Source organism: Streptomyces sp. NRRL B-1140 (assembly GCF_001280065.1).
In the GTDB taxonomy this organism is placed as follows: domain Bacteria; phylum Actinomycetota; class Actinomycetes; order Streptomycetales; family Streptomycetaceae; genus Streptomyces.
In genome coordinates this window covers 113,798-128,030 of record NZ_LGEA01000014.1, presented here as the reverse complement: position 1 = coordinate 128,030, position 14,233 = coordinate 113,798, and the positions used below count along the sequence as shown (strand labels likewise).

Sequence of the window (14,233 nt, the reverse complement as noted above, 5' to 3'; positions counted from 1 at the left end):
CGGCGGGCCACGGAGTTACGTGGGCGAACCCGACGAGAAGCGCCGCAGCAGCGGCGAGAGCACGAGCACGGACTTGGTCCGTTCGACGAACGGCTCGCCGGCGATCCGTTCCAGGACCCGTTCGAAGTGGCGCATGTCGGAGGCGAAAACCTGGGCGATCGCGTCCGCGTCCCCGGTGACGGTGGACGCGGCCACGACCTCCTGGTACCGCTCCAGACCCCGCTGGATGGTCTCCGGGGACGTGTTGCCCCGGCAGTAGATCTCGACGAACCCCTCGGTCTCCCAGCCCAGGGCGCCCGGGTCCACGCGGACGGTGAAGCCGGTGATGGCTCCGGTGGCCCGCAGCCGGTCCACGCGCCGCTTCACGGCGGGCGCGGACAGGCCGACGAGTTGGCCGATGTCGGCGTAGGAGCGGCGGGCGTCCTCGGCGAGGGCGTGCACGATGCGTTCGTCGAGATCGTTCAGCACAGTGGGTTGATCACTTCTCGGATGGTGCGAGTCGGGAACGGCGGTAGCCGTACCCGAAGTAGAACACGAGACCGGCGGCCATCCAGACACCGAAGACCACCCACGTGATGGTCGACAGGCTGCCCATCATCCACACGCAGAAGGCGAAGCCCAACGCGGGCAGGACCGGCGAGAGCGGCACCCGGAAGGTGCGCGGCATGTCCGGCTTGGTCCGGCGCAGCACGACGACGGCCACGTTGACGAGCGCGAAGGCGAACAGCGTGCCGATGCTGGTGGCGTCGGCGAGCTGTCCGAGCGGGATCGCGGCGGCCAGGACACCGCAGAACAGCGACACCATCAGGGTGTTGGCGCGCGGGGTGCCGGTCTTCGGGTGGACCCGGGCGAACACCTTCGGCACCAGACCGTCGCGGGACATCGCGAACAGGATGCGGGTCTGGCCGTACAGCACGGTCAGTACCACGCTCGCGATGGCGATGACGGCGCAGAACGCCAGCAGCGTGCCCCAGAAGGTCTGCCCGGTGACCTCGCGCATGATCTGGGCGAGGGCGGCCTCGGAGTCGGTGAAGCCCTTCCAGGGCTTGGCGCCGACGGCGACGGCCGCGACGAGGACGTACAGCGCGGTGACGATGACCAGCGACAGCATGATCGCGCGGGGCAGGTCGCGCTGGGCGTTCTTGGCCTCCTCACCGGCGGTGGAGGCGGCGTCGAAGCCGATGTAGGAGAAGAACAGCGTGGCACCGGCGGCGCTGACGCCCGCCATGCCGAGGGGCATGAAGTTGTCGTAGTTGCCGGAGCGGAAGCCCTGGACGCCGATCGCGCAGAACATCACCAGCGCGGCGATCTTCACGACGACCATGACGGTGTTGGCGCGGGCGGACTCGCGGGCGCCGCCCAGCAGGAACGCCATCGCGAGCAGCACGACGATCAGCGCCGGCAGGTTGAACACGCCGCCGTCGCCGGGCGGGGCGGACAGGGCGGCCGGGATGGTGACGCCGATGGTGCCGTCGAGCAGTTCGTTGAGGTACTCGCCCCAGCCGACGGCGACGGCGGCCACCGACACGCCGTACTCCAGGACCAGGCACCAGCCGCATATCCAGGCGATCAGCTCGCCCATCGTTGCGTACGCATACGAGTACGAGGAGCCGGAGACCGGGATGGTGCCGGCCAGCTCGGCGTAGGACAGGGCCGAGAACAGGGCCGTGAGACCGGCGATCACGAAGGAGAGGGTGACGGCGGGGCCCGCCTTCGGGACGGCCTCGCCGAGGACGACGAAGATGCCGGTGCCGAGCGTGGCGCCGATGCTGATCATGGTCAGCTGCCACAGCCCGAGGGTGCGGCGCAGTGACCCACCCTCGCCCTGGCCACCCTCCGCGACCAGGCGTTCCACCGGCTTGCGGCGCATGAGGCGGGCGCCGAGGCCGGGGGGTGCGGAGGCCGCCGTAGGGCCTGGGTTCTGCGGGGGTGCGCCTTGGTCGAGCACGCGCTTGGCTCCTTGTCGCTGCCGGTCAGGGCGGCGGGGACCGCGGGCACCCTTTGAGCAGGGACCCACCGAGCGGAGTCCCCGCCACGCCACGTACGAGGCGACAGCCTACGAGCATCGGCGTTGCTGGTGAAATGCAGCAACCTTGCGCATATGTGCAAGATCATTGCGTTACCGGGGAATGGGCGGGTGTTCGTTGCGGGGCGGCTGTCGAGTGTTGCATCAGGAGCCGTCGGAGGGCTTTCACGAGGAACACAGCGATCGGCCCGCTCCCGTCGAACGCCGCGGGCGGTCAGGTGGATCCGACGGTGGCTCCGGTGCCTCGATGCCCTGGTTCTGCACTCGGCGATCTCCATGCGCCGCCCGCGTACGCCGAACGGCCCCCGCTACCCGCGGGGCGGGTCGACGGGGGCCGTACGAAGGCGCGCCGGGGCGTCAGCTCCAGCTGGCGTGCAGGGGCTTGCCCTCCGCGTAGCCGGCGGCGCTCTGGACGCCGACGATGGCCTTCTCGGCGAACTCCTCCAGGGAGCCGGCGCCGGCGTAGGTGCAGGACGAGCGGACGCCCGCGATGATCGAGTCGATCAGGTCCTCGACGCCCGGGCGGGCCGGGTCGAGGAACATCCGGGAGGTGGAGATGCCCTCCTCGAACAGCGCCTTGCGGGCGCGGTCGTACGCCGACTCCTCCGAGGTGCGGTTGCGCACGGCCCGGGCGGACGCCATGCCGAAGGACTCCTTGTAGGCCCGGCCCTGGGCGTCGTGCTGGAGGTCGCCCGGGGACTCGTAGGTGCCGGCGAACCAGGAGCCGACCATCACGTTGGACGCACCGGCCGCGAGGGCCATCGCCACGTCACGGGGGTGGCGGACACCGCCGTCGGCCCACACGTGCTTGCCGTACTTCCTCGCCTCGGCGGCGCACTCCAGGACGGCGGAGAACTGCGGCCGTCCGACGCCGGTCATCATGCGCGTGGTGCACATGGCACCGGGGCCGACACCGACCTTGACGATGTCCGCGCCGGCCTCGATCAGGTCGCGCACGCCGGCTGCGGCGACCACGTTGCCCGCGACGACCGGCACCTGCGGGTCGAGGTCGCGCACCAGCTTCAGGGCGCTGATCATCGACTCCTGGTGGCCGTGCGCCGTGTCGATGACGAGGGCGTCGACGCCCGCGTCCAGCAGCTGCTGGGCCTTGCCGGCGACATCGCCGTTGATACCGACGGCGGCGGCGATGCGCAAGCGCCCCCGGGCGTCGGTGGCCGGCGTGTAGAGGGTGGCGCGCAGGGCGCCCTTGCGGGTCAGGATGCCGGCGAGCGTGCCGTCCTGGTGGACCGCGGGGGCGTAGCGGCGGTTGGCGTGGTCGAGGGTGCCGAAGGCCTCGCCCGGGTCCATGTCCGCCTCGATGAGCAGCAGGTCCCGGGACATGACCTCGGCGAGCTGTGTGAAGCGGTCCACGCCGGACAGGTCGGCGTCGGTGACCACGCCGACCGGCTTGTGGTCGCCGTCGACGACGACACCGGCGTTGTGTGCGCGCTTGGGCAGCAGGGCCAGCGCGTCGGCGACCGTCTGGTGCGGCGACAGGATGATCGGGGTGTCCAGCACCAGGTGCCGGCTCTTCACCCAGGTGACGACGTCGGTGACCACGTCGATCGGGATGTCCTGGGGTATCACCACCAGGCCGCCGCGGCGTGCCACGGTCTCGGCCATGCGGCGGCCGGCGATGGCGGTCATGTTGGCGACGACGAGCGGGATGGTGGTGCCCGTGCCGTCCGGGGAGCTGAGGTCGACGGCCTGCCGCGAGCCCACCGAGGAGCGGCTCGGCACCATGAAGACGTCGTCGTACGTCAGGTCGTACCCGGGCTGGATGTCATTGAGGAAACGCACGTGCTGCACATCCCAGTCGATCAGAGGTGACCCCCGGACCGGCCGGCCAGGGGGAAAGAGCACGTACTTCATTCTCCCATGCCGGACACCCGGTCGACCCCCAGCGGATCATCCAGGCTGGTCAGGGGGCCTCTCGGAGGATTCTCCAAGGCCGAGGGTCACGAACAGCCCCGGGCCCCTGTCGGTCGCCTCGGCGAAGATCTCCTCGGCGACCTGCCACTCCTCGGGCCGCGTCTCGGCATACGCCCGCCAGCCCTGCACGACGACGAGGAGCCCCCGCTCCCCGGCCCCCTCGGGCCAGAGGGCGGGGTCGGACAGGCAGTCCGCGAGGGCGTCCCAGTCGCGCGCGAACCAGTCGGGCAGGGCCAGGTCACGGGCGCAGCGGTCCATGAGGCCCGCCTTGTCCGTGACCCCGCCCAGATCCAGGACGAGCACGATCCGGCCCGCCGGGTCGTGCACCTCGTGCGCCTGTCCGGCCACCCGTCAGACCCCGTCCGGGTCGGACCGGTTGAGGGCGGACTTCGGCGCCGGTCCGGCCGTCATCAGGTAGTCGGCGGCCGATGTGTCCGTCACCAGGCTGGTGACGAGCCCGGACCGCAGCACCGCGTCGATCGCGGGCCCCTTGCGCTGCCCTCCCGCGATCGCGACGACCTCGGGGATCCGGCGGAGCTGGTCCGCCTTCACGGTGATGCACCGCTCGCCCAGGTCGCGGCCGACCCGGCGGCCCTCGGCGTCGAAGAGGTGCGCGGACATCTCGGCGGCGACACCGAGGGAGGCGTAGTGCGCGCGCTCCTCGTCGCTGAGCATGTCGTGCACCGTGGAGATGCCCGGTTCCCACGAGCCGATGGACACACAGGCGACGGTGACCTTGTCGAAGTGCTCGAAGGCCCGGGCGATCCCCGTCTGGTTGCGCAGTGCCGTGGCCGTGGCCGCGTCGGGCAGCAGCATGGGGGCGTAGATGGGGTGGGCGTCCCCGCCGGACACCTGGGCCGCGCGGCGCACGGCCTCGACCGAGCCGCGTTCGGCGGTCCCGGCGTCGTAGACACCGGTCAGCTGCACCACGGTGCAGGGCGGCAGCCGGTCGAGCGCCGCCGCCATGTGGATGGTGGAGCGGCCCCAGGCCAGGCCCAGCACATCCCCCTCGCTGACCAGTTCGCCGAGCAGGTCGGCGGCCACTTCTCCCAGGTTCTCGGGGTCGGGCGTCTCCTCGGCCTCGGCCGGGGACTCGACCACGACGGCGTGCCTGAGGCCGTAGCGGGCGCGGAGCGCGTCCGAGCGCTCCGCGTCCAGTTCGGCCGGCACACGGATCTCGATGCGTACGAGATCCCGTTCGAGGGCGGTCTCCAGGACCCGGGCCACCTTGAAGCGGCTGACGCCGAACTCCTCCGCGATCTGGATCTTGGACTTGCCCTCGAGGTAGAAGCGGCGGGCCATGGCCGCCGCCTGCACCAGCTCAGCGGGTCCCATCCGCATGGCTGACCGGCCCGCCGACATACCCGACACGGCGATCTCCTCACTGCTGTTCACACTCTGGATTCGCCGTTCATCCTTGCAGATGTGGCGCGGTCGATCAGCCCTGATGAGAGCCGTTCACTTTGCTGTGGCTCAGTGGTTGCAGGCCCAGGAGGCCTTCGCCGTCGCCGCGTCGGCCTGGGTGCGTAGTGCACGTACCGCTTCTGCCGGGTCGTTTGCCCCGTAGACCGCCGATCCGGCCACGAAGACGTCGGCTCCGGCGTCGGCGCACCGCTCGATGGTGGAAGCCGAGACTCCGCCGTCGACCTGGAGCCAGAGCTCCAGTCCGTGCTTGCTGATCAACTCGCGGGTGCGGCGAATCTTCGGAAGCATGATGTCGAGGAAGGCCTGTCCCCCGAAGCCCGGTTCGACCGTCATGATCAGGAGCATGTCGAGCTCGGGGAGCAGGTCCTCATACGGCTCGATGGGGGTCGCGGGCTTCAGCGCCATGGAGGCGCGGGCGCCCTTCGCACGGATCTCCCGGGCGAGCCGGACGGGCGCCGCGGCGGCCTCGACGTGGAAGGTGACCGAACCGGCCCCCGCTTCCACGTACTGGGGCGCCCACCGATCGGGGGCCTCGATCATCAGATGGCAGTCCAGCGGGGTGTCCGTCGCGCGGGCCAGCGACTCCACGACCGGCACCCCGAGCGTGAGGTTCGGGACGAAATGGTTGTCCATGACGTCGACGTGGAGCCAGTCGGCTCCTTCCACGGCCTTCGCCTCGTCCGCGAGGCGGGCGAAGTCTGCGGACAGGATGCTGGGGTTGATCTGCGCGGCCATGTCCTAAGACTGCCATGCCCTGTGGGGGTTGTGAGCATCGGACCCCGGTGGTCCGCCGGGTGCGGGACTCATGTGGCTCGTCGCGCCCACGCGGCGGAGCCGCCGATGTCATCGCCCCGCGCCCCCCACCGGGCGTCCTCGCGGAGGGGGACGTCATGAAGCGGGGCGTCGCGCATCTCGTCTGCGGGCGGCGGGCCAAGTGGCTCGTGCTGGTCTTCTGGGTGGTCGTGCTGGTCGTCGCCGCGCCGCTCGCCATGAAGCTCACCGATGCTCAGGACAACGACGCGGCGTCCTGGCTGCCGGGGTCCGCGGAGTCGACGCAGGTGCTGCAGATCTCCGAGGACTTCCGGCCGGAGCAGATCCCGGCGGTGGTGATCTACGCGCGGGACAGCGGCCTGACGGCGCAGGACCGGGCGCAGATCGCCGAGGACGTGCGGCAGCTGAAGCAGCTGAGCGACCACGGCATCATCGGGGAGCAGACGCGGGGGCCGGTGTTCGACCGGCAGGCCGATCCGCGCGCGGCCCAGGTCTTCGTGCCGATCATGATGGACGAGGAGGGCTGGGAACGGATCTCGCCCGCCGTGGACTCGATCCGGGACGACGTCGGCACCGGCAGCGACGGGATGACCGTGCACATCACGGGCCCGGGCGGCACGTCCGCGGACTTCGCCGAGGCCTTCGAGGGCATCGACTCGACCCTGCTGCTCTCGGCGATGGCGGTCGTCATCGTCATGCTGCTCATCACCTACCGCAGCCTGACCCTGCTGCTGGTCCCCCTGATCGCGGTGGTCTGTGCCCTGTTCACCGCTCAGGCGCTGATCTACCTGCTGGCCGAGCACGGCGGCCTGACGGTCAACGGCCAGAGCGCCGGCATCCTCACGGTGCTGGTCTTCGGGGCGGGGACGGACTACGCCCTGCTGCTGGTGGCCCGCTACCGGGAGGAACTACGCCGGCACGAGGACCGCCACGAGGCGATGGCCCTGGCCCTGCACCGCGCCGGCCCGGCCGTGCTCGCCTCCGGCGCGACGGTCGTGCTGAGCATGCTGGTCCTGCTGGCCGCCGAGATGAACTCCACGAGCGGCCTGGGTCCGGTGGCCGCGATCGGTGTCGCCGTCGCCCTGGTGGCGATGATGAGCCTGTTCCCGGCCCTGCTGGTGATCTTCGGCCGGTGGATCTTCTGGCCGGTGGTGCCGCGCTACGGAACTGCCGACCCGACCGAGCGCGGGGTCTGGGCCCGTACGGGACGCCGTATCGCCCGCCGCCCGCGGATGATCTGGGCCGTGACGGCGCTCGCGCTGGCGATCTGCTCGCTGGGGTTGATCCAGCTGCGCGCGGAGGGCATCGGCAACGCGGACGCGTTCACCGGGAAACCCGACTCGATCACCGGCCAGGAGGTGTCGGCGCGCTACTTCCCGGCGGGCAGCGGCGACCCCCTGGTCATCGTCAGCAACCAGGCACAGGCCGTGCAGGTGGGCCGCGCCGTCGCCGGGACGCCGGGCGTGGTCCCCCAGTCCCTCGGTCTGCCGCCCGGTACCAGACCGGCCTTCGAGGGCAAGGTCCTCTTCGAGGCCACGATGACCGCCCCGTCGGACAGCGAGGCCGCCAAGCAGACGGTCGAGCGGGTGCGCGACGCCGTGCACGCGGTTCCGGACGCCGACGCCAAGGTGGGCGGCGGTACGGCGGCCCTGCTGGACATGGACGAGGCGACCCGGCACGACAACGTGCTGATCATCCCGCTGGTGCTGGTGGTCGTCCTGCTGATCCTGTGCGGCCTGCTGCGTGCCCTGATCGCGCCGCTGCTGCTGGTCGGGACGGTGATCCTGTCGTTCGCGGCGGCACTCGGAATCAGCGCGCTCGCGTTCCGGTACGTCTTCGACTACGCGGGCGAGGCGACCGACTTCCCGCTGTTCGTCTTCGTGTTCCTGGTCGCCCTGGGCATCGACTACAACATCTTCCTGACCACCCGCATCCGCGAGGAGGCGGCCCGCCAGGGCACCAGACCGGGTGTGGTCACGGGACTCGCCGCCACCGGCGCGGTCATCACCTCCGCCGGGCTGGTCCTGGCCGGTACCTTCGCCGCCCTCGGCACCCTGCCGATGGTCGCCTTCGCCGAGATCGGCTTCACGGTGGCCCTCGGCGTCCTCATCGACACCTTCATCGTCCGCTCGGTCCTGGTGACGTCGCTGTTCCTGGACGTCGGGCGCAAGGTGTGGTGGCCGCACCGGCTGGCGCGCCACGACGGCGGCACACCGGACCGGGCGGCCGTGGCCGCGGGGGTCAGCCGGTCCTTCGAATGAGCGCGAGATACATCGCGTCGGTGCCGTGCAGATGCGGCCACAGCTGCACGTCGGGCCCCTCGCCCAGGTCCGGTACGCCGGGCAGCAGCGGCCGGGCGTCGACGAGGTCGGTGTCCGGGTGCTGCTTGAGCACGTCGGCGACGACGGCCCGGGTCTCGGCGAGGTGCGGCGAGCAGGTCGCGTAGCCCACGACACCGCCGACCCGCACCGACTCCAGGGCAGTGCGCAGCAGCCCGCGCTGCAGCGGCGCGAAGCCCTCCAGGTCCTCGGGGCGGCGCCGCCAGCGTGCCTCGGGACGGCGGCGCAGGGCACCGAGGCCCGTGCACGGCACGTCGACCAGCACCCGGTCGAAGCTCCCGGGCCGCCATGCCGGGCGCGTCCCGTCGGCGGCGATCACCTGATAGGGCCCTGGATTGCCGTCCAGCGCCTTCGCGACGAGGCCGGCGCGATGCGTCTGCTTCTCGGAGGCGACGAGCAGGGCGCCCCGCTCGGCGGCCAGCGCGCCGAGCAGCGCGGCCTTGCCGCCGGGTCCCGCGCAGCCGTCCAGCCAGCGCCGGTCGGGCCCGTCCAGGGGCGCGCCCGCGAGGGCGATCGCGACGAGCTGGCTGCCCTCGTCCTGCACGCCCGCGCGTCCGTCCCGCACGGCGGCGATGGCGCCCGGCTCCCCGCCCTCGGTCAGCCGCACGGCGTAGGGCGACCAGCGGCCGGGCACGGCGGCGTCCTCGTCGAGCAGTTCCTCCGCGGTGGCCCGTCCGGGTCGGGCCACGAGCGTGACCTCGGGCCGGTCGTTGTCGGCGCGCAGCAGCTCCTCGATGCCGGCGCGCCCGCCGCCGAGGGAGTCCCACAGCGCGGACACGACCCACCGCGGATGGGAGTGGACGACGGAGAGGTGGTCCTCGGGGTCCTCGTCGTAAGGGGGCGCGACCCGCTCCAGCCAGCCGTCCAGATCGTGCTGCGCGACCTTGCGCAGCACGGCGTTGACGAACTTGGCCCGTCCGTCGCCGAGCACGACCCGCGCGAGCTCGACGGTGGCGGACACCGCAGCGTGCGTCGGGATACGGGTGCCGAGCAGCTGGTGCGCGCCGAGGCTCAGCACGTCCAGCACCGGCGGGTCGACCTCTCCGAGCGGCCGGTCCACGCAGGACGCCAGGACCGCGTCGTACGTCCCCTGCCGGCGCAGCGTGCCGTACACCAGCTCGGTGGCGAGTGCGGCGTCCCGGGCGTCGAAGTCGCCGTTCTCCCGCGCCTTGCGCAGCAGCGGTGGCAGGACGAGGTTGGCGTAGGCGTCCCGCTCGTCCACGGCCCTCAGCGCCTCGAAGGCGAGGATGCGGACGGGGTCCTTCTTGGGCCTGCGGTAGGGCTTGCCCGAAGTGCGGGCTCGGCGGGGCTGTTCGCTCACGAAAAAGGTGCTCCGGTGGTGAGAGGAAGTGCGCCGTCCAGCCTACGCCGCCGGGTACGGTCGGGCGCCGGCCGCCTCAGGGACCGCCCCGCACCGGCTCATCCTCCGAGCTGCTCGCCCTCTCCGATCCGCACCCCGCGCGCCCAGTCCGCCGCCCGCATCGGCTTCTTTCCCTGCGCCTGCACCCACAGCAGCTCGACACCGTACGAGCCGGTGCCGGCGTACACGTTGTTCTTCTGGGCGGCGATCTGCCCCGGGGCGAGGTCCGTCCGGTCGGGCACGGGGGCTACCTGGATGAGCTTGAGCCGCTCACCGCGGAAGGTCGTCCAGGCGCCGGGGGCCGGGGTGCAGCCCCGCACCATCCGGTCGACCCGCAGCGCGGGCGCGCTCCAGTCCAGGTGCGCGTCCTCGACGTTGACCTTGGGAGCGAGGCTGATCCCGTCGGCCGGCTGCGGTACGGCCTTCAGCGTGCCGTCCTCGATGCCGTCCATGGTCGCCGCCAGCAGCCCGGCACCGGCGAAGGCGAGCCGCGTCAGCAGGTCCCCGCTGGTGTCGGTGGCCCGGATCTCCTCCGTCACCGTCCCGTACACCGGGCCGGAGTCGAGCCCCTCCTCGATCAGGAAGGTGGACGCCCCGGTGATCTCGTCGCCGGCCATGATGGCGTGCTGCACGGGCGCGGCACCGCGCCAGGCCGGCAGCAGGGAGAAGTGCAGGTTGACCCAGCCGTGCGCGGGGATGTCGAGGGCCACCCGGGGCAGCAGCGCCCCGTAGGCGACGACGGGGCAGCAGTCCGGCCCGATCTGACGCAGCCGCTCCAGGAACTCGGGGTCCTTCGGCTTCGCGGGCTTCAGCACCTCGATCCCGGCCTCCTCCGCCCGCTCGGCGACGGGCGACGCGACGAGCCTGCGTCCGCGCCCGGCCGGCGCGTCGGGCCGCGTGACGACGGCGGCCACCTCGTGCCGCCCGGAGGCGAGCAGAGCGTCCAGAGCGGGAACGGCGACCTCGGGTGTACCGGCGAAGACCAGCTTCATGGGGTGGTGGGGGCCTCTCGGGGGCGGGGATCGACAACGGGCAACGCCCAAGTCTATGAGCCGGAAGCGGAAAGCCGCCGACGGCGCTGGGCCCCCACGGGAGACCCGGGCCTGTCGGCTGACAGTTACGGGCGGTGCGCGGGCGGGAGACACGAGCCAACGGCCGGAGGCCGAGGCGCACACCCCGCGCAGAAAGGCGCACACATCTAATCCCGCGCCCCCACACCGTGACCCGCGGAGCGAATCCGCGTTGGTCAAGACAGAGTTGACCACAACGGGCCGCGATCGCGGCCCAATTCCTTTCAACGCCGGTTCGAGAGGCTTGTTCATGGCCGACCACGCAACCCACGACGCCCAGGCTCGGGCCAGCCTGCACTTGCTGGTGCGGGACATCGAGCGGGTCCGCCGGCAGGTGGACGCACTGCGCACCCTCACCGCCCAGTTGGGCAATGTCTACCGCCCGCGCCGCTCCGGCCCCTCCACGGGCTTCGTCGTCTACGGACGCGCTCCCGCCCCGACGGTACGGCTCGCCCAGGAACTGCGGGACAGTGTCGAGACCCTGGTCACCGCGGCCGTGGACTTCGACCGCTCCCTCGGCTTCTCGTGGGACGCGGTGGGCTCCGCGCTCGGAGTCACCAAGCAGGCGGTCCACCGCCGTTACGGCGCCCGCCGCGCCACGACCCAGTCGGCCGCGCCCGAGCCCGAGCGCACGCCGGAGCCGACGGTCGGCCGCTCGGTCCATGTGACGACCGGCCTGCCCTCGGTTCCGACGGTCCCCGCGGCCCGTTCCATGCCCACGCAGCCGACGGCAGGCAGCTCCGCTCTGCGCGACGAGGTCAGGCCGACGGCTTTCCCGGGGCCGCGCAACGGCTGACGCCCGCGCCCTTCGCCCCGCCCTCCCGGACCGCTCCCGGGAGGGCGGCCGCGCATCGGGCCGCACTCGCTGGACGGCTCCCGCCGCCACCTGCGGCGCCTGATCGAGCGTCAGCGGCGCGCCCGACCGCATGTCGCCTGCAGCAACTTCTCGTGCCGACCCACTCCTCGTACCGGCCCACTTCTCGTGCCGCTCCCATCACCGTGCCGGTCCGAGGCGAGGCTCCCATCACCGTGCCGGTCCGAGGCGACGCTCACCCGATGTCGGCAGGATCGATCCGCACCCACACCCCGGCGCCGGTTCCCGCCCCACCGCCACTCCCCCGGGCCATCCGCGCGGCCTGCGCGGCCTTGAGCGCGCCGGCCAGCGCGGCGCCCCTGCCCGGCGGCACCCGCAGCAGCGCCCGCTCCCACTGCTCGCCGGGCGGCGGCGCCCCCGCCCGGCGAGGCCGCCCGGGCGCGGTGACCGGCAACGGAACCGGCCCCAGCACCTCCGCCTCGGGCGGCAGTGCGGCCGCACGGAGGAATCCCGCCAGCGCCTCCGGCGGGCCCGACACGGCAGCCATCCGCGACACCGGCGGAAACCCCAGCTCGGCCCGCTCGGCGAGTTCCCGCACCGCGTGGCCGACGGGGTCCCAGCGGACGAGCGCCTGCACGGGCCGCAGCGTCGGCTCGGCCACGACCACCACCGTGCCCCCGGCCGGCTGCGGCCGGACGAGGGACGCGGCGGCGATCCACCGCCGCAGTGCGTCCTCCCCGGCCCGCAGATCGGGCCGCCCGAGCATGGCCCACCCGTCGAGCAGCAGTGCCGCCGCGTATCCGCCCTCGGCGACGGGCTCGGCCCCCGGCGTGCTCACGACCAGCGCGGGCGCTGACGGCACTGTGTCGAGCACGTGTTCCCGCCCCGAGGTGCGCACCGGGACGGCGGGGAAGGCCCGGCCCAGTTCCTCGGCGGTCCGGCGAGCCCCCACGACCGAGGCGCGCAGACGGAAGGAACCGCAGTCGGGGCAGTGCCAGCCGCTCTCCTCGCGTCCGCACCACCCGCAGTTCAGGGCACCGCCGTCCGGCGCCTCCAGCGGCCCGGAGCAGTGCCGGCAGCGCGCGGGCGCCCGGCAGTGGGCGCACGCCATGCGCGGGACGTACCCCCGGCGGGGCACCTGCACCAGCACCGGGCCGTGCTTGAGGCCGTCCCTGACGGCCTGCCAGGCGAGTGTCGGCAACCGGGCGGCCCGGGCGGCCTCGTCGCGGGCGAGATCCTGGTCCCCGACGGTCCGGACGAGCGGGGCGGCCCCCCGCACCTGGTCCCGGCCTGCGACGAGCGGCCCCGCCCAGCCGCTTTCGACGAGCTGGGCGGCCTCCACCGTGCAGCCCCAGCTCCCCAGCAGAAAGCCGCACTTGTCCTGGGCGGCCCGCAGCAGGAGCACCTCGCGGGCGTGAGGCTGCGGGGCGTGCTGCTCGCTGTGGCTGTCGTCGCCGTCGTCCCAGAGCGCGACCAGGCCGAGGTTCTGGACGGGCGCGAACATGGCGGCTCGGGTCCCGATCACGGCCCGGACGGAACCGCGCCGCACCGCGAGCCACTGCGCGTACCGCTTCTCCGGGCCGGCGTCGGCGGTGAGCACCGCGTGCCGCCCCTTCCCCAGCAGGGAGGTCAGCGCGGCGTCGACTCGTGCGACCGCCCGTCCGTCGGGCAGGACGGCGAGCGCCCCGCGCCCGGAGGCCAGCGTCGCGGCGACGGCCCGGGCCAGCTCCTCGCTCCACTGGGGCCCGGGCAGCGCGTTCCACACGGCCCGGGGCGCTCCGCCGGACACCAGGGATTCCAGGAAGGCCGCCCCGCGCTCGTACCGCTGCCAGCTTCCGGCTTCGGGCGCCGGGGGCGGGGGCAACGGGTCGGGTGAGGGGCGCTGCTCGGCCCGTGCGTTGCGCGGAGGGACGGCGAGCTGCAGGACGTCGGCGAGGCTGCCCGCGTACCGGTCGGCGACCGCCCGGGCCAGCCCCAGCAGCTCCTCGCTCAGCACCCGCTCGGGCGACACGACCTGGGCGAGGGCGGCCAGCGGCCCGGAGTAGTCGGACTCGGCCAGCCGCTCGACGAGGAAGCCGTCGATCAGTCCGCCGCCCTCGCGCCGCCCTTCGCGCACGCGGTGCCGCCCGGCCCCGAACCGGACCCGCACGCGCACGCCCGGCTGGGCTTCCGCGTCCAGCTCCTCGGGCACGGCGTAGTCGAAGTACCGGTCGAGATGGAGCACGCCCTTGTCGACGAGGACACGCGCGACGGGCAGCTCCTTGGCGAGGGCGGCCCCCCGCCAGGTCCGCGGCTTGGCCCGGGGTGTCTTCGCCTTGCGCACACTGTCCCGGATGAGCGCGAGCTGCTCGGGCGGCGGCGCACCCTCCGCGCCCCCGCCCGCTTGTTCGTTCTCGCTGCTCACGCTTGCATTCTTACCAAACCCCGCTGACAACCGGGGGTTCCCGGGAGGGCACCCGCGGGACACGGCAAAGCCCGGCCCCCGAGGGGCCGGGC

At 73.0% G+C, this 14,233-nt stretch carries 11 protein-coding genes; 2 read left to right on the top strand and 9 right to left on the bottom strand.

What is annotated here, in order from left to right; translation table 11 throughout:
• Nucleotides 1-15: 15 nt before the first annotated feature.
• The 6 genes from ADK65_RS03745 to rpe form a co-directional block, all read right to left on the bottom strand.
• Nucleotides 16-468 carry an Lrp/AsnC family transcriptional regulator gene (locus ADK65_RS03745; RefSeq protein ID WP_053668336.1) on the bottom strand — a complete coding sequence of 151 codons (453 nt, stop codon included), beginning with the start codon at nucleotides 466-468 and terminating at the stop codon, nucleotides 16-18.
• Between the two features lie 10 nt (nucleotides 469-478).
• A complete protein-coding gene (locus ADK65_RS03740) occupies nucleotides 479-1,948 on the bottom strand; it encodes an amino acid permease (RefSeq protein WP_053668335.1) in 1,470 nt (489 codons plus the stop codon).
• A 435-nt stretch (nucleotides 1,949-2,383) separates the two neighbouring features.
• On the bottom strand, nucleotides 2,384-3,826 hold the full coding sequence (locus ADK65_RS03735) for a GuaB1 family IMP dehydrogenase-related protein (RefSeq protein ID WP_053668397.1): 1,443 nt from the start codon (nucleotides 3,824-3,826) through the stop codon (nucleotides 2,384-2,386).
• 108 nt (nucleotides 3,827-3,934) lie between these two features.
• Nucleotides 3,935-4,306 (bottom strand): barstar family protein, encoded by a 372-nt coding sequence (locus tag ADK65_RS03730; protein ID WP_199825564.1) that lies wholly within the window; start codon nucleotides 4,304-4,306, stop codon nucleotides 3,935-3,937.
• 3 nt (nucleotides 4,307-4,309) lie between these two features.
• Nucleotides 4,310-5,353, bottom strand: a complete 1,044-nt coding sequence (locus ADK65_RS03725) for a sugar-binding transcriptional regulator (RefSeq protein WP_078955796.1) — start codon at nucleotides 5,351-5,353, stop codon at nucleotides 4,310-4,312.
• A gap of 78 nt (nucleotides 5,354-5,431) precedes the next feature.
• Nucleotides 5,432-6,118, bottom strand: a complete 687-nt coding sequence (rpe, locus tag ADK65_RS03720; protein WP_053668333.1) for a ribulose-phosphate 3-epimerase — start codon at nucleotides 6,116-6,118, stop codon at nucleotides 5,432-5,434.
• Between the two features lie 155 nt (nucleotides 6,119-6,273).
• Between rpe and ADK65_RS03715 the strand changes: the two genes are divergently transcribed.
• A complete protein-coding gene (locus ADK65_RS03715; protein WP_053668332.1) occupies nucleotides 6,274-8,415 on the top strand; it encodes an MMPL family transporter in 2,142 nt (713 codons plus the stop codon).
• Here the strand turns inward: ADK65_RS03715 and ADK65_RS03710 are convergent.
• Entirely contained in the window at nucleotides 8,396-9,814 is a 1,419-nt protein-coding gene (locus ADK65_RS03710; RefSeq protein WP_053668331.1) for an RsmB/NOP family class I SAM-dependent RNA methyltransferase, read from the bottom strand. The two genes, ADK65_RS03715 and ADK65_RS03710, sit on opposite strands and share 20 nt — an antisense overlap.
• Before the next feature lie 98 nt (nucleotides 9,815-9,912).
• Nucleotides 9,913-10,845, bottom strand: a complete 933-nt coding sequence (gene fmt / locus ADK65_RS03705; RefSeq protein ID WP_053668330.1) for a methionyl-tRNA formyltransferase — start codon at nucleotides 10,843-10,845, stop codon at nucleotides 9,913-9,915.
• Nucleotides 10,846-11,173: 328 nt separating this feature from the next.
• Here fmt and ADK65_RS03700 point away from each other — a divergent pair, with 328 nt between their 5' ends.
• Nucleotides 11,174-11,719 (top strand): hypothetical protein, encoded by a 546-nt coding sequence (locus ADK65_RS03700; protein ID WP_053668329.1) that lies wholly within the window; start codon nucleotides 11,174-11,176, stop codon nucleotides 11,717-11,719.
• Nucleotides 11,720-11,972: 253 nt separating this feature from the next.
• On the opposite strand, the gene ADK65_RS03695 is transcribed toward ADK65_RS03700, so the two are convergent.
• On the bottom strand, nucleotides 11,973-14,141 hold the full coding sequence (locus tag ADK65_RS03695; RefSeq protein WP_053668328.1) for a primosomal protein N': 2,169 nt from the start codon (nucleotides 14,139-14,141) through the stop codon (nucleotides 11,973-11,975).
• Nucleotides 14,142-14,233: the final 92 nt, after the last annotated feature.

Coding starts and splice junctions, on each gene's coding strand:
- rpe (WP_053668333.1), bottom strand. CDS start 6,118: ATGGCCGCGCAGATCAACCCCAGCATCCTGTCCGCAGACTTCGCCCGC.
- ADK65_RS03715 (WP_053668332.1), top strand. CDS start 6,274: ATGAAGCGGGGCGTCGCGCATCTCGTCTGCGGGCGGCGGGCCAAGTGG.
- fmt (WP_053668330.1), bottom strand. CDS start 10,845: ATGAAGCTGGTCTTCGCCGGTACACCCGAGGTCGCCGTTCCCGCTCTG.
- ADK65_RS03700 (WP_053668329.1), top strand. CDS start 11,174: ATGGCCGACCACGCAACCCACGACGCCCAGGCTCGGGCCAGCCTGCAC.